Origin of the sequence: Micromonospora sp. M42 (genome assembly GCF_000568915.1) — a bacterium.
Classification (GTDB): domain Bacteria; phylum Actinomycetota; class Actinomycetes; order Mycobacteriales; family Micromonosporaceae; genus Micromonospora; species Micromonospora chalcea.
Window position 1 is genome coordinate 5,303,852 of record NZ_KK037233.1, and the last position, 20,725, is coordinate 5,324,576.

Sequence of the window (20,725 nt, forward strand, 5' to 3'; positions counted from 1 at the left end):
TTGTTACCGACTCGGGGCCCTCGCTGCTGCCGTGCGGCCGGGAGCGGCCGGGGCCGACCGGATCGGGCGACGTCGGCAGCAGCCACAGGAGGGGTGCGGCGGCCACCGTCGGTGACGCACCCGGCCCGGGGCTGCGACCTCCACCGCGCCGCCGAGCGTCTCCGGGTGGCCGCCGTCGAGCTGGGCCAGCGCCTCGGCCGTGGCGAACGCGGCGGCGGCGAGCCGGGTGGTGGCGGCGCAGGCCCGCTCGCCCCGGTCGGCGGCGAGCTGGGCGGCGAGCGCCGGCCAGTCCGGGTCCCGGTCGCCGCGGTGCAGGTCGAGGCAGCGCAGGCACGGACCGACGGGTGGGCGGACCAGCGGGCCGATCACGGGTACGCCGCCGCGCAGGTCGAGCAGCAGGTGGGGCTGGCGTCGGCGGGCGTACCCGGTGGCCAGCAGCTCGGCCGGCCGGTCCACGCCGAGCTGCACCACCAGGTCCGGCCGGGCCGCCCGGATCGGGGTCGTGGCAGTGCCCGGCGCGCACCGCTCCAGCGCCGCGCGTACCGCCGGGCCCAGCGGCCGGCCCAGCTCCGCGGCGGTCAGGCCGGTCCCGACCAGGTCGCCGACGCCGACCGGGCCGGCCAGATCGGGTACGACGTGCCCGACGCCGGCCTGGGCCAGCGCGACGGCGACCGCCGCGCCGAGTCGTCCCGTGCCGGTGACCAGCACCCGGGCGGACCGGCGGCGGCGCAGCAGCCGGGCCGGTGTGCCGGGCAGGTCGGGGCAGGTCAGCGCCAGCGCGGCGGCCTCGGCTGCCAACCGGGTCCGGACCGCGCCGGCGAGGTCACGGGGGAAAAGGGCCTGCGCGGGCACCACCAGGCCGGCGTCGCGGAGCGTGTCGAGCAGCGCGCGTGCCTCGTCGGGCGGCACCCGGGCGGCGCCGGCCTCGGCCAGCACGGCGCGTTCGCTGCGGGTGCCGTCGAGCAGGTCGAGCAGGCGGGCCGTGCCCGGCGAGGACATCTCCAGCAGCACCGCCCGGCCGGGCAGCTCACCGAGTTGGAGCGTGTGGCGGTCGCGCCAGAGCCGGGTCAGGCCGGGCAGCAGGATCGGACGGACGAGCGGTGTCGGATCGGTCACGGCACCGATAGTGACCGTCTCCAAGCGCTCCGTCGTTCGTTGTCCACAGGTGCGGCGAGCCGTGGCCAGCCTTGTCCACAGGATCTCGCCGGTTTTCCACAACTGGCGGGTAACTGTGTCGGTTACCCGACGGGGAGGGCGGCCGAGGGCCGCCCTCCCCGTGGAGCGGTCAGACCTTGGCCTTGCCCAGGATGCGGTTCACTGTTGTGCCGCACACCGGGCACTTGCCCTTGGCCATGTTCATGCCGGTCTTCGAGACCTCCACGTGCCCCTCGAAGTCCCGCTTCTCCTTGCACTTGACGCAGTAACCGTTGTAGGTCTGGGCCTGGTCGGCCACGGTAGCCTCCTCGTCTCGTCCGCCGGAGGTTGTCCCGGCGGTCTCCCTGCGGCCGAACGTGACGTCGGCGCCGGGGGGTTCTCCGCGATCAGTCACCTGACCGTGGTTGGCGGACCCTACCCAGGTCTGGGCGGTTCCATGTCAGCTGTACGCCGACTCTGTGAGCTAGTCGACGTCGAGAGTGTGCATGCCGAGTTACGTCGGATAAGTCAGTTTCGCGCGGACACGCCGGGTAAAAGCGCCCAGATCCCCTTCGTGTGCCCCTGACGCCGGTCACTCACCGTAGATCACTTAACGTTGCAGAGGGTCGGTTGGTGATGGTCATCTACCAGCGCAAAGAATTTTTTCTGGACTCCTGACAATCAACCGCCATTTTCCGGGCGCGTGTCGTCGTGTTGACTCTTGCGGAGTCCTGGTCAGTACGCATTAGCTTTCCATCGTGACAGTCAACCGAGGCTGCGCGGGCCGGTAATGGCCGTGACGCGGAAGCCCGTCGTCGAGGTACGGCGCAGTCAGCGCCGGCGGCGCACGGTGTCCGCGTACCGGGACGGGGAGCGCGTCGTCGTGCTGATCCCCGACCAGTTCTCCCGGGCCGAGGAGAGCGAGTGGGTCGACCGGATGCTGGCCCGGCTCGCCGCCCGCGAGGGCCGGCTCGCCCGCTCGGACGCCGAACTGCTCGCCCGCGCCCGCCGCCTGATCGACAGCTACCTTCCCGAGTACGGCTCGGCCGCCGTGCCCGCGAGCGTGCGCTGGGTGACCAACCAGAACGGCCGCTGGGGCTCCTGCACCCCCGCCGACCGCACCATCCGGATCTCGCACCGGATCCAGGACATGCCCGACTGGGTGATCGACTACGTCCTCCTGCACGAGCTGACGCACCTCATCGTGCCCAGTCACAACGCCGAGTTCTGGGCGCTGGTCGCCCGGTACCCGCGCTCGGAGCGGGCGCGCGGCTACCTGGAGGGCGTGGCCGCCACCGCCGCCATCCCCTGACCGCGCCCCCGCCCTCTGGCGCCCGCGCGGTCGATCATGAAGTTGACCTGGTGATCCGTCCGTTTCGTCACCGTCAACTTCATGATCGCGTGTGGGGTGGGGTTAAGGTCGGCGAATGTCGCGACGTGTGGTGGTGGCGTTGCTCGGCCCGGTGACCTGGACGCCGCCCGGAATCGAGCCGGCGCGATGGCGTACCGCCCTCGCCGAGGACGTGGTGGACCTGCTGGTCACGCTGAACGAGGTGGAGACCGCCGTCGCGGTCGCCGCGCGGGACCGCTGGCTGGCCGACGCCGTGGTCTGGCCCGGCACCCCGGTGTACGAGGTGCCGGAGCCGACGCCGAACGCGGTGTTCGCGGCGCTCGCCGCTGCGGGCTACGACCAGGGGGCAGTGGTGGCGGCGGACGCGCCGGACGTGCCGGGGCTGACGCTCGGCAAGCTGCTGCGGCCGCTGACCACCCGGCCGGTGGCGGTGGCCCCGGTCGAGGGAGGCGGAAAACCGGGCTGCTGGGAGTGGCTGCTCGACTGCCCGTACCGGCGTGGTTGCCGGCGCTGGACCTGGACACGACCGCGCCGGCCGAGGTGCGCCGGGCCGCGCCGAGCCCGGGGGACGTGGCGGTCACCGCCGGCTGGCGCCGGATGCGCGGTCCCGCCGACCTGGCCGCGCTCGACCCGGCCGTCGAGGGCTGGGAGGCCACCCGGGCCCTGCTGTCCGGCCGCCCCGTCTGACCCGTACCCCCACTACCTCGCCGCGCATCCGGCCACTCCGCCGATCTTGGAGTTGTGGTGCCTGACAAACGTCGCTACCCGGGCATCCTGGGCGCCACAACTCCAAGATCGACGGGCCGGGCCGGGCCGGGCCGGGCCGGGGCGGGGCGGGCCGGGCCCGGGGGTGTGCTGCGTCAGCGCTTGTCGTCGTCCTCGCCGGGGGACTTCTCCTCCGGGGCGCCCGGCGCGGAGAAGTCGAAGTTCGCCAGCTCGTCGTCGAGATCGGTGCTGGTCGTGGCGAACGCCTCCGGCGCGGCGAAGTCGTCGTCGGAGGGCAGCAGGTCCGGGTGGCCCCAGATCGCGTCCCGGCCGGCGATGCCGCGGTGCTCGGTCAGCGCCGCCCACAGCACAGTGGCCTCGCGCAGCCGGCGGGGCCGCAGTTCGAGACCGACGAGCGCGGCGAACGTCTGCTCGGCCGGGCCACCCGCGGCGCGGCGGCGGCGGAACGCCTCGCCGAGGCGTACGACGTTGGGGAGGCGGTCACCGGCGGCGCTGTCGACGACGTGGCAGACCCAGCCCTCGACCAGGGCGAGTACGGTCTCCAGCCGGGCCAGCGACGCCTTCTGCGCAGGAGTGTCCTCGGGCGTGAAGATGCCCTCCAGCGCGATCGCCTGCATCGACTCCGGGTCGGTCGGGTCGACCCGGCCCATCGCCTCCTCGATCGCCTCCCGGTTGACCCGGATGCCCGCGGCGTAGTTCTCCACCGCCGTCAGCACGTGCCCGCGCAGCCACGGCACGTGCTGGAACAGCCGCTGGTGGGCGGCCTCGCGCAGGGCCACGTAGAGGCGTACCTCGTCCTCGGGCAGCTCCAGGCCCTCGCCGTACGCCTTGATGTTGGCGGGGACGAGCGCGGCGGTGCCGGCGGGGCCGAGCGGCAGGCCGATGTCACCGGCGGAGAGCACCTCGGCGGCGAGCGAGCCGAGCGCCTGGCCGAGCTGGCCGCCGAAGAGCGCGCCGCCCAGCGTGGCGACCATCGACTGCATCGGGCCGAGCTGGGCGCGGGCCTCCGGCGGCACCAGGTCGCCCATCGCGCCGACCATCCGGCTGGCGACCGGGTCGCAGAGCTTGCGCCACACGTCGAGCGTCTTGAAGATCCACTCGTTGCGGTTCCAGGCGACCGAGGTGCGGATGCCGGAGGGCCACGAGGTCGCCGGCTCGAGCCAGAGGTCGGCGATGCGCAGCGCCTCCTCGACCGCGTTGCGTTCGAACGGCGACACCGCCGGGTCGCCGGCGGCGGCGAGCTGGCTGGCGGCTACCTGCCGGGCCAGGTCCCAGTTGACCGGCCCGCTGCCCGGCGCCGAGAGCAGGTGCTGCAACTGCGACATGAACTGCTGCATCGCCGCGGGATCGTTGGGGTCCGGTGGTTGACCACCCGGGAGCGCGAAACCGAACGGAATATCAGGCACGACGTCTACGGTACGCGGGCCCCGCCGCAGGTCGTGCCACTCGGCGTTGCGCTGAGGGCGAAGTCCTCGGGTCACCGCGCCGGGCGGCGGGGCGCGGATCGGTACGCTCTGGCGCATGAGACGTCGCGGCGTGACCGTCCTGCTCGGTGCCCTGCTCACCGCACTGCTCAGCGTCGGTGTGCTGAGCGTGCCGCTGCCGTACGTGGTGCTCGGCCCGGGTCCGACGGTGAACACGCTGGGCACCGAGGACGGCAAGGAGGTCATCCAGGTGACCGGCCGCTCGACGTCGACGTCCGCCGGTCAGCTCCGGCTCACCACGGTCGGCGTGCAGCCGACGGTGCGGCTCCGGTCGGCGCTGGCCGGATGGTTCTCCTCGGACGAGGCGGTGGTGCCGCGCGAGCTGGTCTACCCGCCGGGGCAGTCGCAGGAGGAGGTCGAGAAGCGCAACGCGGAGGACTTCCAGAACTCGCAGACCAGCGCCGAGACGGCGGCCCTGCGTGAGCTGGGCTACCCGATCAAGGTGCTGGTCAAGGCGGTCACGGCGGGCGGGCCGTCGGCCGACGTGCTGCGCCCCGACGACGTGCTCACCTCGGTCGACGGGGTGCCGGTGACGAGCGCGGCCAAGCTGACCGAGCTGATCCGGTCGAAGCCGGCCGGCACCGCGCTGCGGATCGGCTACACCCGTGGCGACACCCCGGGCACGGCCACGGTGACCAGCCAGGAGCAGGACGGCCGGCCGCGGATCGGCGTGGAGATCGACCAGCAGCAGCCGCACCCGTTCACCCTCAAGATCGACCTGGGGGACATCGGCGGGCCGAGCGCCGGGCTGATGTTCTCGCTCGGCATCATCGACAAGCTGGAGCCGGCCGACCTGACCGGCGGCAAGATCATCGCCGGTACCGGCACCATCGACGACGAGGGCCGCGTCGGCCCGATCGGCGGTATCGCGCAGAAGCTCGTCGGCGCCAAGGAGGCCGGCGCGAACGCGTTCCTGGTGCCCGCCGACAACTGCGCCGAGGCCGTCCGCAACCCGCAGCCGGGCCTGCCGATGCTGAAGGTCGCCACGCTGGACGAGGCATTGAAGGCACTCGAGGCGCTGCGTACCGGGGGGCAGCCGACGCGCTGCTGAACCGGCCGGGACCACGACTGCTGTGCCGATCGTGACGTGACCTTGACCCGACGTGCTCAGGATGACCCCGTACTCTTGGTGCCTGGTCGGAGCCGATCACATCGAGCGTGCGGAGCCAACAGTGGTCATGCGTAGCAGTCCCTTGCCGAGGATGAGCCGACGCGGACGCGTCACCATCGGTGTCCTGATCGGGGTGTTCGTCTTGTTCACCCTGCTCGGCTGGGGCGTCAACGCATGGACGGACTGGCTCTGGTTCAACGAGGTCCGCTACACCCAGGTCTTCACCGGCGTGCTCGCCACCCGGCTGCTGCTGTTCCTGGTGGTCGGCGTCGGCATGGCGCTGATCGTGGCCGGCAACCTCTGGCTCGCCTACCGGCTGCGACCCCGGATGCGCCCGCACTCGGCCGAGCAGGCCACGCTGGAGCGCTACCGGATGCTCCTGAGCCCTCGCCTCGGCACCTGGATCGCGCTCGCCGCCGCCGTCGTCGGGCTGTTCGCCGGCCTGTCCGCGCAGAGCCGGTGGAGCCAGTGGCTGCTGTTCCGCAACGGCGGCGACTTCGGCGTGAAGGACCCCGAGTTCGGCATCGACGTCGGCTTCTACGTCTTCCAGCTCCCGTTCTGGCGCTACCTGCTCGGCGTCGGCTTCACCGCCGTCGTGCTGTCCCTGCTCGGCGCGCTCGCCGTGCACTACATCTTCGGCGGGGTGCGGCTGCAGGGCGTCGGCGACCGGATGACGAACGCCGCCCGCGCCCACCTCAGCTCGCTGGTCGCGTTCTTCGTGCTGCTCAAGGCCGTCGCGTACGTGCTGGACCGGCGGGCCATGCTGCTGGAGTACAACGACAGCGCCAAGCTCTACGGCGCCGGCTACGCCGACGTCAACGCGCTGCTGCCGGCGAAGGAGATCCTCGCCTGGATCTCCGTCCTGGTGGCGCTGGCGATCATCGTGTTCTCCAACGCGGTCATGCGGAACCTGGTCTGGCCGGGCATCTCGCTCGCCCTGCTCGGCGTCTCCGCGGTCGCGATCGGCGGCATCTACCCGTGGGCCGTGCAGACGTTCGAGGTCAAGCCGAGCGCCCGGGACAAGGAAGCGCCGTACATCGAACGCAGCATCAAGGCCACCCGCACCGCGTTCGGCCTCGAAGGCACGAAGACCACACCGTACGCGGCGAGCAACCTCGTTCCACCCGCCAGCCTGGCCACCGACACCTCGGTGGTGCAGAACATCCGGCTGCTCGACCCGCAGCTGGTCTCCGAGACGTACACCCAGCTCCAGCAGGTACGTGGCTTCTACGACTTCGGCTCGAAGCTGGACATCGACAGGTACTCGGTCAAGGACAAGACCTCCGACTACGTGGTCGGCGTCCGTGAGATCAACTACGGCGAGCTGACCGACCAGCAGAGCAACTGGATCAACCGCCACACCGTCTACACCCACGGGTACGGCCTGGTGGCCGCCCCGGCGAACCAGGTGGTCTGCGGCGGTCAGCCGTACTTCGTCTCCGGCTTCCTGGGTGAGAAGGCGCAGGAGGCGTGTTCCTCGCCGGCCGAGGAGATCCCGGCCCAGCAGCCGCGGATCTACTACGGCGAGCGGATGGAGCCCGGGGACTACGCGATCGTCGGCCAGAACGGCGACCGCAACGTCGAGTTCGACCGGCCCACCTCCACCGGTGGCGAGCAGTACTACACCTACAGCGGCGAGGGTGGCGTCAAGATCGGTTCGTTCCCCCGCCGCCTGCTCTACTCGATCAAGGAGCAGGAGCCGAACTTCCTGCTCTCCGAGGCGGTCAACGAGAACTCGAAGCTGCTCTACGTGCGCAACCCGCGTGACCGGGTGGAGAAGGTCGCCCCGTTCCTCACGCTCGACGGCGACCCGTACCCGGCGGTCGTGAACGGCCGGGTCCTGTGGATCATCGACGGCTACACCACGGCGGCGACCTACCCGTACGCCGAGCGGGTCAACCTCCAGGCGGAGACCGCCGACGAGCTGACCGGCCGGGGCACGTTCCAGCTCGCCCGGGAGAACGTCAACTACATCCGCAACTCGGTGAAGGCGACTGTCGACGCCTACGACGGCACGGTCAAGCTCTACTCGTACGACGACACCGACCCGGTCCTCAAGGCGTGGAACAAGGCGTTCGGCGGTGACCTGGTGCTGCCCAAGGGCGACATCCCGGCCGAGCTGGCCGAGCACTTCCGCTACCCGGCGGACATGTTCAAGGTGCAGCGCAACCTGCTCACCAAGTTCCACGTCACCGACCCCGGCGACTTCTACTCCGGCCAGGACTTCTGGCAGGTGCCGAACGTGCCGGACGCGCCGGACAGCGGGCAGAAGCAGCCGCCGTACTACCTCTTCACCCAGTTCCCCGGGCAGGAGGGGCCACGCTTCCAGCTGACCTCCGCGGTCACCCCGAACGGGCGGCAGAACCTCGCCGCGCTGGTCTCCGGCTCGTACGTCGACGGCAAGCCACAACTGGAGGTGCTGGAGCTGCCGGACCAGACCCGGATCTCCGGGCCGACGCAGGTGCACCAGCAGATGACGAACAACGGCGACATCCGGCAGCAGCTCAACCTGCTCTCCTCGAACCAGGCCCAGGTGCAGTACGGCAACCTGCTCTCGCTGCCGTTCGCCGACGGCATGCTCTACGTCGAGCCGGTCTACGTGAAGAGCAGCAACCAGGACGCGTACCCGCTGCTGCAGAAGGTGCTGCTCTCCTACGGTGACGGCGGCTCGTACGTGGTGCTCGCCAACAACCTCAACGACGGCATCAAGCAGCTCGTCGAACAGGGCAAGCGGGCGCCGAACAACAACCCGCCGCCGAGCACCGACGACAACGAGACGCCGACGCCGACGCCGACGCCGACCGGGGGTGACAACAACACCCCGCCGGCGACCGGCGAACTGGCCCAGGCGGCGGCCCGGGTGCAGACCGCGATCAGCGAGGTCAAGGCCGCGCAGGCGTCCGGTGACTTCGAGCGGTACGGGCGCGCGCTGAAGGCGCTGGACGAGGCGATGAGCGCGTTCCAGCAGGCACAGTCCGCGGCCGGCGGCTCGGGCAACCCGGCGCCGTCGGGCAGCGCCTCACCGCCGGCGCCCACGTCGCCCGCGCCCACGCCGAGCGGCTGACGCCGAGCCGACACCACGAGCCCGTGGTCCGGGACCGCAACGGTCACCCGGACCCGGGCTCGTGTCGTCTTCCGGACTCCCCGCCCGCAACCCCGGACCGCACTGCGCCGTCAACAGTGCAGGTGGACGTGTGGGGGCGGGAGGGCACATGCGGGACGCGAACAGCTTCGACGACTTCTACCGCAGCACGTCGGGGCGGGCCATCCGGTACGGCTACGCGGTGGCCGGCGACCCGGCCGAGGCCCAGGACCTCGTGCAGGAGGCGTACGCGCGGGCCTGGCGGCAGTGGGCGAAGCTCGCCGCCCATCCCGCTCCGGAGGCGTGGCTGCGGCTGGTGATCAGCCGGCTGGCGGCCGACCGGTTCCGGCGGCTGCGCGGGTGGCGCCTCGCGGCCAGCCGCACCGGGCCGCCGCCCGACGTCGGGCCGCCGGGCGAGGACACCGTGCTGCTGGTCGGGGCGCTGCGGCAGCTTCCGCCCCGGCACCGGCAGGCGCTCGCCCTGCACTACCTGTTCGACCTGCCGGTGGAGGAGATCGCCCGGGAGGCCGGGGTTCCCGCCGGCACTGTGAAGTCCTGGCTGTCCCGGGGACGGGCCCGGCTGGCCGAGCTGTTGCCCGGCGTCGCCGCCGAGGAGCTGGAGGTCAACGATGTCGCCTGAACTGCACCGCTACTACCGGTCCCTCGCCGCCGACACGGACGAGCGGGTGCTGCCGGCGCCGGACCGGCTGCGCCGCAGCGCCGACCGCTGGGCCCGCCGCCGGGCCGCGCTGACCGTCCTGGCCGCCGCCGGGCTGGTCGCGGGCACGGTGGCCGGCAGCCAGCTGGTGCTCGCCGCCGGGCCGGGCCCCGACCCGGCTCCACCGCCCGCGGGTACGCCCACCCCGCGGCCGTCGTCCGTCGCGCCTTCGGTCGTGCCGTCGTCGCCGCCCCCGCCGTCGCCGTCCGTCGGCCGTACCCCCGGCTCGCGGAGCCCGGCCGTGACCACCACGCCTCCGGCCGCGGCGACCCCGACCACGATCCCGGACCGGGCGTTCTTCGTGCTACCCGCCGCGAACGACGCCGGTACCGGCAACTACTTCGGCCCGGGGCCGGTGCTGCCGGTGCTCTGCGGCGCGAGCCCCGGCGACGAGCGGGTGGTGGCGCAGCGGGCCCGGTCGCTGCCGTACCGGCGGGCCGGGGCCTCGGCCGACGAGGTGCCGTCGGGCAACTACCGGCACAGCATCACGATCTACCGGTCCGGCGGCGCCGGCGCCGCGTTGGCCGAGCTGCGCGCGGCGGTACGGGCCTGCCCCGAGCAGCCCGCCCGGGGTACGCCGCCGGCGACGGTGCGGCAGCATCTGCTGCCCGACAGCGGGTACGGCGACGAGTCGGTGCTGTTCGAGACGCGGACGCCGTACCGGGACGCGAACGGCGATCCGAGCGGCGGCGACGAGGTGCACCTGATCCGGGCGGTCCGCGTCGGTGACGTGGTGTCGCTGCTGTGGGAGCAGGGCTGGGAGAGCACCTCGACCGAGCGCGCCCAGTTCGACGCGGACAGCCGCCGGGCGGTCGAGGCGGTCCGGCGGTGGCTGGACTGAGTACCCGTTTTGCGCCTCCCCGGGTCGGTGCGCTACGGTTGTCGAGCCGACGCGGGGTGGAGCAGCTCGGTAGCTCGCTGGGCTCATAACCCAGAGGTCGCAGGTTCAAATCCTGTCCCCGCTACTCGTGACGAAGGGCCCCGGAGTTCTCTCCGGGGCCCTTCGCCGTTTCCGCCTGCCGCCGGTCCGCGCGGGCCGGCGGCAGGATCGGGGACCCGGCTGATCTCCGGGATCGGAGTGCGATAAGCTTTACGAGCCGACGCGGGGTGGAGCAGCTCGGTAGCTCGCTGGGCTCATAACCCAGAGGTCGCAGGTTCAAATCCTGTCCCCGCTACTCGTGACGAAGGGCCCCGGAATTCTTTCCGGGGCCCTTCGCCGTGTCCGGCGACATCCGCCCTCATCCGCCGTGCCCCGGTTGCGGGTCTCGGCGAGGATGGGGGGCATGTCTGCATGGAACAAGTGGTGGGGCCGCCTGGGCGCGGTCCTCGGTACGGTCGTGCTCTCGGTGTTCGTGCCGGTCGCGGCCTGGGCGTCGTCGGGCACCGGCGAGATCGTGGTGGAGGCGGCGCGCCGGCGCGGCCGCGGCGGGTTCGGCTTCCTCGGCCTGCTCTGCTGCCTCGTGGTGGTCGGCGGCATCGTCCTGCTGGTGCTGCTGCTCACGCGCGGACGCCGCAACCGCCCTCCGCGCTGACCCCCGGGCCCGCACGCCCCGGCTGATCATGAAGTTGGCGGTGCGCCGCGTCCGATTTGTCGCCGCCAACCTCATGATCGCCGGGCAGGGCGGTCGGTCGGGCGCGGCGGGCGGGTCAGCTCGCCAGGGCGGCGTTGGCCTGGGCCATGAAGCGCGAGGTGGCGGTGCGGGCGCCGGAGCGCTTGCCGCGGATGCTTTCGGCCGCGTCGATCAGCAGGGTGCGGACCTTGGCGTGTCCCTTGGGCGGCGGCGCGGGTGACGGACCGGCCAGCCCGTCCAGTTCGGCGCCGAGCGCGGCCATGCGCTTCTCGGACCGGTCGGTCAGCTCGCCGGCGACGAACGAGCGCACCTGCTTGCTGGCGTTGAGGCCGCGCTCCACGCCGAGGAGCCGGCCGGCCGCCACGTTCGTGGTCAGGAAGTCGATCACGTTCGCCACCACCTCCGGGTGGCGGGTGCCCTGGAAGCCGGCCCAGTACATCGACGCCCGGGGCCACTGGGCGGCGGGCGTGCCCGGAAAGGCCACCGCCGCCAGCTCGTCGTCGGTCAGGCGTTGCAGCTCCGGCAACTGGTGCGACCAGGCGAACGAGGCCGCGGTGTGCCCGGTGACCACGAGCTGGCGGGCCAGCTCGCCGCTGTCCGCCTGCTCGACCAGCGCGGCGCTCGGGGTGGCCCGGCCGAAGCGGGCCACCTCCCAGAACTCGAACCAGTCGAGCAGTTCGGCCGAGCTGAAACCGAGCTGCCGCCCCCGGTACATCTCGCTGCCCTGGCCGCGCAGCCACAGCCAGAGCGCCCGGTAGTCGCCGGAGGCGTCCATGGTGCCGGCCACCCGGTTGCCGGAGGCGCGGGTCACGCGGGCGGCCCAGGCGACGTATTCCTTCCAGGGCATCCCGGTGCGCGGCTCGGGCTGGCCCAGCCGGCGCAGCAGCGCGCGGTTGAACACCAGCGCCGCGCTGGTCTGCGCGGCCGCCACGCCCACGGTCCGCTCGTCCACCTGGCCGTAGCGGGCCAGCTGCGCCGGCACCTCGCGCAGGTCGATCCGCCCGTCGGTGGCGTACGGGCTGAGGTCGAGCAGGATGTCCCGGCCGGCGTACTCGGCGAGCAGCGTGTCGTCGATCTGGAACAGGTCCGGCGGGTTGCCGCCGGTGGCCTGGGTGGCCAGCCGGTCGTAGTAGCCGCTCAACCCCTGCCAGGTGACCCGGAAGCTGACCCGGGGGTTCTGCTGCGAGTACAGGCGCAGCGCCTGTTCGGTGGCCGCCGCCCGCCGGTCGCCGCCCCACCAGAACACCGACAGCTCGACCGGGCCGTCGTCGACGGCCGCCTCCTCCGGGCTGCACCCGGCCAGTGCCGGCAGCCCGCCGCCGAGCAGCGGCAGCCCGGCGAGCGCGCCGAGAAGCCGTCGCCGGTCCAGGCCGGGACGGGGTACGGACTGCGCAGCGGGCACGGATCTCTCTCCGAACGTCGGTGGACGGATCATTTCACCGGCCCCTACGGCGGGGTGTCAACGCCGGGCGGGACCTCCGGTGGGCGCGCCGGGCGGCCCTCGCCGGTCATGGTGTACTAGCGCCGTGGAACTTCTGCATTCGGGCAAGGTCCGGGACGTCTACGCCGACGGCGAGGACCTGATCCTGGTCGCCACCGACCGCGTCTCCATCTACGACGTGGTGCTGCCGACCCCGATCCCGGACAAGGGCCGCCTGCTCACCGCGCTGTCGCTGTGGTGGTTCGAGCAGCTGTCCGACCTGGTGCCGAACCACGTGATCTCGGCGACGGACGTGCCGGCGGAGTTCGCCGGCCGGGCGATCCGCTGCCGCCGGCTGGACATGGTGCCGGTCGAGTGCGTGGCCCGGGGCTACCTGACCGGCGGCGGCTTCGCGGAATACCAGCGCACCGGCTCGGTCTCCGGGGTGCCGCTGCCGCGCGGCCTGGTCGAGGCGTCGATCCTGCCCGAGCCGATCTTCACGCCGTCGACGAAGGCGCCGAAGGGCGAGCACGACGAGCCGATCACGTACGAGCAGGTGGTCGACAAGGTCGGCCCGGAGGTCGCGGAGCGGCTGCGGCAGATCACCATCGACGTCTACCGGCGCGGCGCGGAGATCGCCGCCGAGCGGGGCATCCTGATCGCGGACACGAAACTGGAGCTGGGCTGGGCGGCGGACGGCACGCTGGTTCTCGGCGACGAGGTGCTCACCTCCGACTCGTCCCGGTTCTGGCCGGCCGAGTCGTACCAGCCGGGCCGCGCCCAGTTCTCCTACGACAAGCAGTACGTGCGGGACTGGGCCACGTCCAGCGGCTGGGACAAGCAGCCGCCCGCGCCGGAGGTGCCGGCCGAGGTGATCGAGGCGACCCGGGCCCGCTACGTCGAGGTGTACGAGAAGCTCACCGGCAACCGCTGGGACTGACGCTCACTCGGCCCAGTCGAGCGTGCGCTGGACCGCCTTGTGCCACTGACGCAGCTCACGCTCCCGGTGCGCCGGGTCCATCGTCGACTCCCACTGCGCGTCCGAGCGCCACTTCTCGCGCAGCGTGGCCAGGTCGGGCCAGAACCCGACGGCCAGACCGGCGGCGTACGCGGCGCCGAGGCACGTCGTCTCGGTGATCCGGGACCGGACGACCGGCACGGCCAGCACGTCGGCGAGGAACTGCATGAGCAGCTCGTTGCCGGTCATCCCGCCGTCGACCCGCAGCCGGCGCAGCGCCACGTCGGAGTCGGCGTTCATCGCGTCGACCACCTCGCGGGTCTGGAACGCGGACGCCTCCAGCACCGCGCGGGCCAGGTGTCCCTTGGTGATGTAGCCGGTCAGCCCGGCGATCACGCCCCGGGCGTCGCTGCGCCAGTGCGGGGCGAACAGGCCGGAGAAGGCCGGCACCACGTAGCAGCCGCCGTTGTCGTCGACGGTGCGGGCCAGCTCCTCGACCTGCGGGGCGGTGGAGATCAGGCCGAGGTTGTCGCGCAGCCACTGCACCAGCGAGCCGGTGACCGCGATGGCGCCCTCCAGCGCGTACACGGCGGGCTGGCCCTCGATCCGGTACGCCACGGTGGTGAGCAGGCCGTGCCGCGACGGCACCGGGCTGGCCCCGGTGTTGAGCAGCAGGAAGCTGCCGGTGCCGTAGGTGCACTTGGCCTCGCCGGGCTGGAAGCAGGTCTGCCCGAACAACGCGGCCTGCTGGTCGCCGAGCGCGCTCGCCACCGGCACCCCGGCCAGCACCCCCTGGGCGGTGCCGTACACCTCGGCCGAGCTGCGGATCTCGGGCAGCACGGCGGCCGGGACGCGCAGCGCGTCGAGCAGCTCCGGGTCCCAGTCGAGCGTCTCCAGGTCCATCAGCATGGTGCGGCTGGCGTTCGTCACGTCGGTGACGTGCCGGCCGGTCAGCTTCCAGATCAGCCAGCTGTCCATGGTGCCGAACAGCACCTCGCCGCGCTCGGCCCGCTCGCGCAGCCCGTCGACGTGGTCGAGCAGCCAGCGCAGCTTCGGCCCGGCGAAGTAGGTGGCCGGGGTCAGGCCGGTGCGGGCCCGCAGCCGCTCCTGGTCGTACGTCTCGGTCAGCTCCCGCAGCAGCGGGCCGGTGCGGGTGTCCTGCCAGACGATCGCGTTCGCCACCGGGCGGCCGGTTTCCCGGTCCCACACCACAGTGGTCTCCCGCTGGTTGGTGATGCCCACCGCGGCCAGCATCTCGGTGCCGATGTCGGCGCTGGCCAGCGCCTCGCGGACCACGTGTTCGACGTTCGTCCAGATCTCCTCGGCGTCGTGTTCCACCCAGCCGGGCCGGGGGAAGATCTGCCGGTGCTCGCGCTGGGCCACGGCGACGATCTCGCCGGCCCGGTCGAAGACGATGCAGCGCGACGACGTGGTGCCCTGGTCGATGGCGGCGACGAACTCTGCGGTCACGGCAGCACCGTACCCGCCGCGAGTGTCCACCGTCTCCTCCCGGCGGCCCGTACGATCATCAGACGTGCGTGACATTGCCGTGTTCAGCGGGTCGGCCCATCCGGTCCTCGCCGCCGAGATCTGCGCCCACCTCCACGTCCCGTTGCATCCGGTCCGGGTGTCCCGGTTCGCCAACGACTGCCTGGAGGTGCAGTTGCAGGCGAACTGCCGGGAGCGCGACGTCTTCCTCATCCAGCCGCTGGTGCCGCCGGTGCAGGAGCACCTGGTCGAGCTGCTGCTCATGATCGACGCGGCCCGGGGCGCGTCGGCCGCCCGGATCACAGTGGTGCTGCCGCACTACGCGTACGCCCGGTCGGACAAGAAGGACGCGCCGCGCATCTCCATCGGCGGCCGGCTCGTCGCCGACCTGCTCACCTCCGCCGGCGCGCACCGGGTGCTGGCCATGACGCTGCACTCGCCGCAGGTGCACGGCTTCTTCAGCGTCCCGGTGGACCACCTGCACGCGCTGCGGGAACTGGCCGCCCACTTCAAGGGGCGCGACCTGGGCAACGCGGTGGTGGTCTCGCCGGACCTGGGCAACGCCAAGGAGGCCGCCGCGTTCGCCCGGATGCTGGGTACGCCGGTGGCGGCCGGCGCGAAGCAGCGCTTCAGCGACGACCGGGTGCAGATCAGCACGATCATCGGCGACGTGACGGACCGGGACGTGATCGTGCTGGACGACGAGATCGCCAAGGGCAGCACCGTGATCGAGCTGATCTCGCACCTGCGCGAGCGGCGGGTCCGCTCGATCCGGCTGGCCTGTACGCACGGCCTGTTCTCCAGCGGGGCGCTGGAGCGGCTCAGCGCGCAGGAGGGCGTACTGGAGATCGTCTGCACCAACACCGTGCCGATCCCGGCGGAGAAGCGGGTGCCGAAGCTGGAGGTGCTGTCGGTGGCGCCGGCTCTGGCCGAGGCGATGCGGCGGATCCACAACGGGGAGTCGGTCAGCGCCCTGTTCGCCTGACGGTGGCGAGCGCGGCGGTGATCCGGACGACGGTGCCGGCGTCGCCGGTCTCCACCTCCATCGTGTCGCTCAGCTCCCGGGCCAGCCAGAGGCCCCAGCCGCCGGCGGTGTCCGGCGCCGGCCGGTCACGGTCGCGCAGCCGCCGCTCGCTGATCCCGGGCCCGTGGTCGGCGACCTGGCAGACCAGCTCGCCGTCGCGCTGCCAGAGTCGCAACCAGCCCTGCCCGCCGCCGTGCCGCACCGCGTTGGTGATCAGCTCGTTGACCGCCAGCACGAAGTCGTCCAGCCGTTGACCGGACAGGCCAGAGTCCTGCGCGCAGGAGGTCACCGAGTGCCGCAGCTCGGTCACCTGCGCCTGACCGAAGGCCGTGGCGAGAAGGAGGGAAGGTTCGATGGGCACAACCGTACGCGGTGCGGGGAGTTCTGCGTCTGTCATGACCCCGTCCCGACGATGGCTCTCGACGACTTTCGCGGCATTTCAACCGTACGTCAGGGTTTCTCAGGCCGCACCGGCCGGGGTCCCCTCGACCGGCTGTGACAGGGTGACGCACATGCCGTCGTCCTCCGGCCTCGAGGGCCCGTTCTGGCGCTCCATCGCGGTGTTCCGGTTCGCCGCGCTCGCGTACGTCGGGCTGGTCGTGCTGCGCGACGCGGACCGCTACGCGCACCCGGTCGCCGCGGGCGGCGTCCTGCTGGCGATGCTGGCCTGGAGCGGCGTGACGGCGGCCGGCTACGGCCGCCCGGCCGGGCGGCGCTGGCCGCTGCTGCTGGCCGACCTCGGCGTGGTGCTGGCGATCATCCTGGTCACGCCCTGGGTGGTCGGGCGCGCGGCGCTCGCCGCCGGCGTGCCGATGCTGACCGCCGCCTGGCTGGCCGGGCCGGTGCTCGCCTGGGCGGTCTCCGGCGGGCGCGGCGCGGCGCGGTGGCCGCGCTGGTGCTCGGCGGCGCCGACCTCGCCACCCGGGACCGGATCAGCCCGTCCGCGCTGACCGGGGCGATCCTGATGTTGCTCGCCGGTGTGGTGGTCGGGCACGTGGCGCGGCTGGCGGTGCAGGCGGAGGAGCGGTTGCAGCGGGCGGTGGAACTGGAGGCGGCGACCCGGGAACGGGAGCGGCTGGCCCGCGACATCCACGACTCCGTGCTCCAGGTGCTCGCGCTGGTCCGGCGGCGCGGCGCGGACCTGGACGGCGAGGCGGCCGAGCTGGCCCGGCTGGCCGGCGAGCAGGAGGCCGCGCTGCGGGCGCTCATCGGCCGGGCGGGCGCGCCGCCGGACCCGGCCGGGGCCGAGCAGGACCTGCGCGACCTGATCGACAGGTACGCCTCGGCCACCGTCGTGGTGTCCGCGCCCGCCACCCCGGTGCCGTTGCCCGCGCGGACCGCCGGTGAGCTGGGCGCGGCGGTCGGCGCGGCGCTGGACAACGTGGCCCGGCACGCCGGTGGGCGGGCCTGGGTGCTGATCGAGGACGAGGAGGAGACGGTGACCGTCTCGGTACGCGACGAGGGGCCGGGCATCCCGGACGGGCGGCTGGCGGAGGCCGCCGCGCAGGGGCGGCTCGGGGTGGCGCAGTCCATCCGGGGCCGGGTGGCCGACCTGGGCGGCGAGGTGCGGATCGCGTCCGCGCCGGGCGCCGGCACCGAGATCGAGCTGATCGTGCCGAGGAGCCGCGGGTGAGCATCCGGGTGATGGTGGTCGACGACCACCCGATGTGGCGCGAGGGCGTGGCCCGCGACCTCACCGAGGCGGGTCACCAGGTGGTGGCGACCAGCGGCGAGGGGCGGCAGGCGGTACGGGTGGCCGCGGCGGCCCGCCCCGACCTGGTCGTGCTCGACCTCCAGCTGCCGGACATCTCCGGCGTCGAGGTGATCCGGGGGCTGCGCGCGGCGTTGCCCGAGGTGCGGGTGCTCATGCTCTCGGCCAGCGGCGAGCCGCAGGGCGTGCTGGACGCGGTCAAGGCCGGCGCCACCGGCTACCTGGTCAAGTCGGCCGCCCCGGCGGAGTTCCTGGACGCGGTGCGCCGTACGGCGGCCGGCGAGCCGGTGTTCACGCCGGGCCTGGCCGGCCTGGTGCTGGGGGAGTACCGGCGGCTGGCCGCGGCGCCGCCCGCCCCGGACGACGACGCACCCCGGCTCACCGAGCGGGAGACCGAGGTGCTGCGCCTGGTCGCCAAGGGGCTGTCCTACAAGCAGATCGCCGACCGGCTGGGCCTGTCCCACCGGACCGTGCAGAACCACGTGCAGAACACCCTGGGCAAGCTCCAGTTGCACAACCGGGTCGAGCTGACCCGGTACGCCATCGAGCGGGGCCTGGACGGCTAGCTAGCGGGCGTCCGGCGGGCGGGTCTCGTGCACCGCCAGCTCCTCCGCGCTGGCCCCGCCACCGGCCGCGCCCGCGTCGTAGGCGACGTTGTCGGTCTCCTGGTCGGTGTGCGCGCCCTCGTCCGGCTCGACCAGCCGGCCCACCTGGTGGTCGGCGACGGTGCCGAGCTGACCGTGGTCGTACACGGAGACGGGGGAGTCCGGGTCGGATACCGGGCCCGGGTCGATCACGTCGGCGTCGAGCTGGGCCTGCGCGGCGGCCTCCTCGCTGTCCGCCTCGGCGGCGATGTCCGGGTCGACCGGGCCGGCCAGCGGGTCGTCGGCGGGACGCTCGTACTGCTCGCGCTGGAGCTTGTAGTCCAGCGACTCGCCGTCGAGCTGCTCCTCCGCCGTGGTGCCGAACTCGTCCACCGCGACCGGCGTGCGGTCGCCGGGGAGCTGGGCCGGCTCGGGGCCGTCCGCCTCGCGCCCGGTCAGCACGTCGTCGTTGGCGGTGGAGTCGTCGTCGGCGGTGTCGGGCAGGCCCGCCGCCTCGGGATCGGACACGGGGGTGGGGTACTCGTCGTCGCGCATGCTCGGGAACTACCCACTGCGCTCCCCGCCCTAACCGCAACCGGCCGGGTGGATCGGGAGCAACAGGGCGAAAGGGCGCCTCAGTTGCGGACCGCCGCCTCGTCCTCGACGTACAGCACGCACCACACCACCTTGCCGTCGGGCAGCGGAGTACTGCCCCAGCGCCGGGCCACCGTGTCGATGAGCAGCAGCCCGCGCCCGCCCAGCGCGTCCGCCGCCGCCGGACCCGCGTACGCGGGCTGCCCGGCCGAGTGGTCGCGGACGGCCACGTGCAGCGCGTTGCCGCGCGGCGCCAGCCGGAGCGTCATCGGGGTCAGCGCGTGCGCCACCACGTTGTTGACCATCTCGGTGACCGCGATGCAGGCCGGTTCGACCAGCTCCGGCAGGCCCCACCGGAGGCACCCGGCGGAGACCAGCGACCGTGCCTCGCGCGCGGCCTCGACCACCGGGGGCAGTTCGACGCCGAGCGGGTCCGGCGGCGGGTCCGGCGGCGTGGCGTCCGGGTCGAGCAGCATCTCGCTGGCCGGCCAGTCGGACACCGCCCGGCAGACCTCGTCCAGCGCGTCGCGGGCCAGCGGGTCGGCGATACGCACCCCGGACAGGTCCACGAGCAGCAGGCCGGGGCGCTGCCACAGCCGGGCCAGCAGCGCGTCCCGCACGGCCTCCACCTCGGCCCGGTCGAGCACGCCGGTCAGCCGGACTCTCGCGGAGGAATCGTCGGTCTCCACCAGGCAACGCGCATCCGTCGGCATGATCGCCCCATTGTGCACCTCGGCCGCCGCCCGCGCACCGGTCCGGTCGGCGGGACTCACGGCCGGCCCGTCCGGGACCGGCGGCTGATCGCCGCCGCCGTGCCGACAGCGGTGCCGGCCGCCAGACCGACGGCCGCGGTGAGCCGCAGCAACTGACCCCGCCGCCCGGACCAGCCGTCGGTCCGCTCCGCCGCCGCGCCGGGGGTGAAGACGGCGCCGGTGGAGTCGGCGCGTACGCCGGGCCCGAACTGGGTGCGCGCGGTGTACCAGCCCATCACCCGCTCGGCCAGCGCCGGGGCGAGCCGCCACTGGAGCCCGATCAGCCGGGCCGCGCCGCCCGCGTACGCCTCCCGCCGGGGCCGGCGCAGCAGCTTCACGATCGTCTCGGCGACCATCTCCGGCGGGTACACCGGCGGTGGCGGGGTCAGTTCCCGGCCGGTGTGGTTGGCCGCGTGCCGGAAGAACGGCGTGTCGATGGTGGCCGGCAGCACCGTGCAGATCGAGATGTTGCCCCGCCCGGTCACCCGCAGCTCCTGCCGGACCGTGTCGGCCAGCCCGCGGATCGCGTGCTTCGTGGCGTTGTACGCCGACTGGTACGGCATCGCCACCTCGGCCAGCACCGAGGCGTTGTTGACCAGCACCCCGCCACCGGCGGCGGTCAGCCAGGGCAGCGCCGCGCGTGTCCCGTACACGGCCCCCAGCAGGTTCACGTCCACCACCCGGCGGAACTCGGCCACCGGGATCTCGTCGAACAGTCCCACGGTGCCGACCGCGGCGTTGTTGACCCAGGCGTCGATCCGGCCGAACTCGGCCACCGCCCGCGCCGCGAGCTGCTCCACCGCCTCCGGGTCGGTCACGTCGGTGGGCACCACCAGGGCCCGTCCGCCCAGTTCCCGGCAGCTCGCCGCCACCCGGCGCAGCGCCGACCCGGTCCGGGCGGCGAGCACCACGTCGGCGCCCCGCTGGGCCAGCGCGTACGCGGTCGCCGCGCCGATCCCGCTGGAGGCGCCGGTGATGACGACCGTGGCGTCGGAGAGGCTGCGGGTTAGCGGCATC

Annotated in this window: 20 protein-coding genes, 2 tRNA genes and 1 pseudogene; 14 read left to right on the top strand and 9 right to left on the bottom strand. The window is 73.2% G+C overall.

The genetic code is table 11. The features are described 5' to 3' along the window. Window positions 1–3: 3 nt before the first annotated feature. Both MCBG_RS24495 and MCBG_RS34350 read right to left on the bottom strand, forming a co-directional pair. On the bottom strand, window positions 4–1,116 hold the full coding sequence (locus MCBG_RS24495; protein ID WP_140946507.1) for a TOMM precursor leader peptide-binding protein: 1,113 nt from the start codon (window positions 1,114–1,116) through the stop codon (window positions 4–6). Between the two features lie 169 nt (window positions 1,117–1,285). After that, window positions 1,286–1,453 carry a DUF5679 domain-containing protein gene (locus tag MCBG_RS34350; RefSeq protein WP_007464795.1) on the bottom strand — a complete coding sequence of 56 codons (168 nt, stop codon included), beginning with the start codon at window positions 1,451–1,453 and terminating at the stop codon, window positions 1,286–1,288. A 471-nt stretch (window positions 1,454–1,924) separates the two neighbouring features. Here MCBG_RS34350 and MCBG_RS24500 point away from each other — a divergent pair, with 471 nt between their 5' ends. Beyond that, a complete protein-coding gene (locus MCBG_RS24500; RefSeq protein ID WP_043328464.1) occupies window positions 1,925–2,446 on the top strand; it encodes a M48 metallopeptidase family protein in 522 nt (173 codons plus the stop codon). Window positions 2,447–2,561: 115 nt separating this feature from the next. Beyond that, window positions 2,562–3,172 (top strand): annotated as a pseudogene (locus MCBG_RS24505) (hypothetical protein). Between the two features lie 173 nt (window positions 3,173–3,345). On the opposite strand, the gene MCBG_RS24510 reads toward MCBG_RS24505, so the two are convergent. Continuing rightward, a complete protein-coding gene (locus MCBG_RS24510; RefSeq protein WP_082931089.1) occupies window positions 3,346–4,617 on the bottom strand; it encodes a zinc-dependent metalloprotease in 1,272 nt (423 codons plus the stop codon). Window positions 4,618–4,732: 115 nt separating this feature from the next. Between MCBG_RS24510 and MCBG_RS24515 the strand changes: the two genes are divergently transcribed. From MCBG_RS24515 to MCBG_RS24545, 7 genes are all read left to right on the top strand, one after another. Next, complete coding sequence (locus tag MCBG_RS24515; RefSeq protein ID WP_181373802.1) at window positions 4,733–5,746, top strand: YlbL family protein; 1,014 nt, start codon at window positions 4,733–4,735, stop codon at window positions 5,744–5,746. Between the two features lie 127 nt (window positions 5,747–5,873). After that, window positions 5,874–8,870: a UPF0182 family membrane protein gene (locus MCBG_RS24520; protein WP_222949565.1), complete on the top strand. Its 2,997-nt coding sequence runs from the start codon at window positions 5,874–5,876 to the stop codon at window positions 8,868–8,870. Between the two features lie 148 nt (window positions 8,871–9,018). Continuing rightward, the gene (locus tag MCBG_RS24525) at window positions 9,019–9,528 is read left to right on the top strand and encodes an RNA polymerase sigma factor (RefSeq protein WP_043328470.1); all 510 of its coding nucleotides are present in this window, start codon (window positions 9,019–9,021) and stop codon (window positions 9,526–9,528) included. Further along, window positions 9,518–10,447: a hypothetical protein gene (locus MCBG_RS24530; RefSeq protein ID WP_043328472.1), complete on the top strand. Its 930-nt coding sequence runs from the start codon at window positions 9,518–9,520 to the stop codon at window positions 10,445–10,447. Before MCBG_RS24525 ends, MCBG_RS24530 begins: the two co-directional genes overlap by 11 nt. 50 nt (window positions 10,448–10,497) lie before the next feature. Further along, window positions 10,498–10,571 (top strand) — tRNA-Met (locus tag MCBG_RS24535). 136 nt (window positions 10,572–10,707) lie between these two features. Beyond that, window positions 10,708–10,781 (top strand) — tRNA-Met (locus MCBG_RS24540). 108 nt (window positions 10,782–10,889) lie between these two features. Then, window positions 10,890–11,138 carry a hypothetical protein gene (locus MCBG_RS24545; RefSeq protein WP_043328474.1) on the top strand — a complete coding sequence of 83 codons (249 nt, stop codon included), beginning with the start codon at window positions 10,890–10,892 and terminating at the stop codon, window positions 11,136–11,138. 115 nt (window positions 11,139–11,253) lie between these two features. Here the strand turns inward: MCBG_RS24545 and MCBG_RS24550 are convergent, their stop codons facing one another. Next, window positions 11,254–12,579, bottom strand: coding sequence for an ABC transporter substrate-binding protein (locus tag MCBG_RS24550; protein ID WP_043328476.1), 1,326 nt, complete (start codon window positions 12,577–12,579; stop codon window positions 11,254–11,256). A 124-nt stretch (window positions 12,580–12,703) separates the two neighbouring features. Between MCBG_RS24550 and MCBG_RS24555 the strand changes: the two genes are divergently transcribed. Then, window positions 12,704–13,537, top strand: coding sequence for a phosphoribosylaminoimidazolesuccinocarboxamide synthase (locus tag MCBG_RS24555; RefSeq protein ID WP_043328477.1), 834 nt, complete (start codon window positions 12,704–12,706; stop codon window positions 13,535–13,537). A gap of 3 nt (window positions 13,538–13,540) precedes the next feature. Here the strand turns inward: MCBG_RS24555 and glpK are convergent, their stop codons facing one another. Further along, window positions 13,541–15,025 carry a glycerol kinase GlpK gene (glpK, locus tag MCBG_RS24560; protein WP_198033316.1) on the bottom strand — a complete coding sequence of 495 codons (1,485 nt, stop codon included), beginning with the start codon at window positions 15,023–15,025 and terminating at the stop codon, window positions 13,541–13,543. A 64-nt stretch (window positions 15,026–15,089) separates the two neighbouring features. On the opposite strand from glpK, the gene MCBG_RS24565 reads away from it, so the two are divergent. Further along, window positions 15,090–16,028 (top strand): ribose-phosphate diphosphokinase, encoded by a 939-nt coding sequence (locus MCBG_RS24565; RefSeq protein ID WP_043328479.1) that lies wholly within the window; start codon window positions 15,090–15,092, stop codon window positions 16,026–16,028. Here the strand turns inward: MCBG_RS24565 and MCBG_RS24570 are convergent. Continuing rightward, window positions 16,009–16,464: an ATP-binding protein gene (locus tag MCBG_RS24570; protein ID WP_043328481.1), complete on the bottom strand. Its 456-nt coding sequence runs from the start codon at window positions 16,462–16,464 to the stop codon at window positions 16,009–16,011. The genes MCBG_RS24565 and MCBG_RS24570 overlap by 20 nt on opposite strands. A 115-nt stretch (window positions 16,465–16,579) precedes the next feature. Here MCBG_RS24570 and MCBG_RS35330 point away from each other — a divergent pair, with 115 nt between their 5' ends. From MCBG_RS35330 to MCBG_RS24580, 3 genes are read left to right on the top strand one after another with little or no spacing between them, the layout of a single operon-like run. After that, on the top strand, window positions 16,580–17,017 hold the full coding sequence (locus MCBG_RS35330; RefSeq protein ID WP_369799325.1) for a DUF5931 domain-containing protein: 438 nt from the start codon (window positions 16,580–16,582) through the stop codon (window positions 17,015–17,017). Beyond that, complete coding sequence (macS, locus tag MCBG_RS24575) at window positions 16,951–17,700, top strand: MacS family sensor histidine kinase (RefSeq protein ID WP_369799326.1); 750 nt, start codon at window positions 16,951–16,953, stop codon at window positions 17,698–17,700. The genes MCBG_RS35330 and macS overlap by 67 nt, the downstream gene beginning before the upstream one ends. 11 nt (window positions 17,701–17,711) lie before the next feature. Next, complete coding sequence (locus tag MCBG_RS24580) at window positions 17,712–18,344, top strand: response regulator (protein WP_176722742.1); 633 nt, start codon at window positions 17,712–17,714, stop codon at window positions 18,342–18,344. Here the strand turns inward: MCBG_RS24580 and MCBG_RS24585 are convergent, their stop codons facing one another. From MCBG_RS24585 to MCBG_RS24595, 3 genes are all read right to left on the bottom strand, one after another. Continuing rightward, window positions 18,345–18,917, bottom strand: a complete 573-nt coding sequence (locus tag MCBG_RS24585) for a DUF5709 domain-containing protein (RefSeq protein WP_043328485.1) — start codon at window positions 18,915–18,917, stop codon at window positions 18,345–18,347. It lies immediately after the preceding gene. 80 nt (window positions 18,918–18,997) lie between these two features. Continuing rightward, on the bottom strand, window positions 18,998–19,669 hold the full coding sequence (locus MCBG_RS24590) for an ATP-binding protein (RefSeq protein WP_051611585.1): 672 nt from the start codon (window positions 19,667–19,669) through the stop codon (window positions 18,998–19,000). A gap of 56 nt (window positions 19,670–19,725) precedes the next feature. Then, a complete protein-coding gene (locus tag MCBG_RS24595) occupies window positions 19,726–20,724 on the bottom strand; it encodes an SDR family oxidoreductase (RefSeq protein WP_043328486.1) in 999 nt (332 codons plus the stop codon). Between the last annotated feature and the right edge of the window lies 1 nt (window position 20,725).

Bases quoted from the DNA above. Each gene is read 5' to 3' on its own strand.
- MCBG_RS24530 (WP_043328472.1), top strand. From the start codon at position 9,518: ATGTCGCCTGAACTGCACCGCTACTACCGGTCCCTCGCCGCCGACACG.
- MCBG_RS24520 (WP_222949565.1), top strand. From the start codon at position 5,874: ATGCGTAGCAGTCCCTTGCCGAGGATGAGCCGACGCGGACGCGTCACC.
- MCBG_RS24585 (WP_043328485.1), bottom strand. From the start codon at position 18,917: ATGCGCGACGACGAGTACCCCACCCCCGTGTCCGATCCCGAGGCGGCG.
- MCBG_RS24525 (WP_043328470.1), top strand. From the start codon at position 9,019: ATGCGGGACGCGAACAGCTTCGACGACTTCTACCGCAGCACGTCGGGG.
- MCBG_RS24500 (WP_043328464.1), top strand. From the start codon at position 1,925: ATGGCCGTGACGCGGAAGCCCGTCGTCGAGGTACGGCGCAGTCAGCGC.
- MCBG_RS24545 (WP_043328474.1), top strand. From the start codon at position 10,890: ATGTCTGCATGGAACAAGTGGTGGGGCCGCCTGGGCGCGGTCCTCGGT.
- MCBG_RS35330 (WP_369799325.1), top strand. From the start codon at position 16,580: ATGCCGTCGTCCTCCGGCCTCGAGGGCCCGTTCTGGCGCTCCATCGCG.
- MCBG_RS24570 (WP_043328481.1), bottom strand. From the start codon at position 16,464: ATGACAGACGCAGAACTCCCCGCACCGCGTACGGTTGTGCCCATCGAA.
- MCBG_RS24590 (WP_051611585.1), bottom strand. From the start codon at position 19,669: ATGCCGACGGATGCGCGTTGCCTGGTGGAGACCGACGATTCCTCCGCG.
- MCBG_RS24515 (WP_181373802.1), top strand. From the start codon at position 4,733: ATGAGACGTCGCGGCGTGACCGTCCTGCTCGGTGCCCTGCTCACCGCA.
- MCBG_RS24595 (WP_043328486.1), bottom strand. From the start codon at position 20,724: ATGCCGCTAACCCGCAGCCTCTCCGACGCCACGGTCGTCATCACCGGC.
- MCBG_RS24580 (WP_176722742.1), top strand. From the start codon at position 17,712: ATGGTGGTCGACGACCACCCGATGTGGCGCGAGGGCGTGGCCCGCGAC.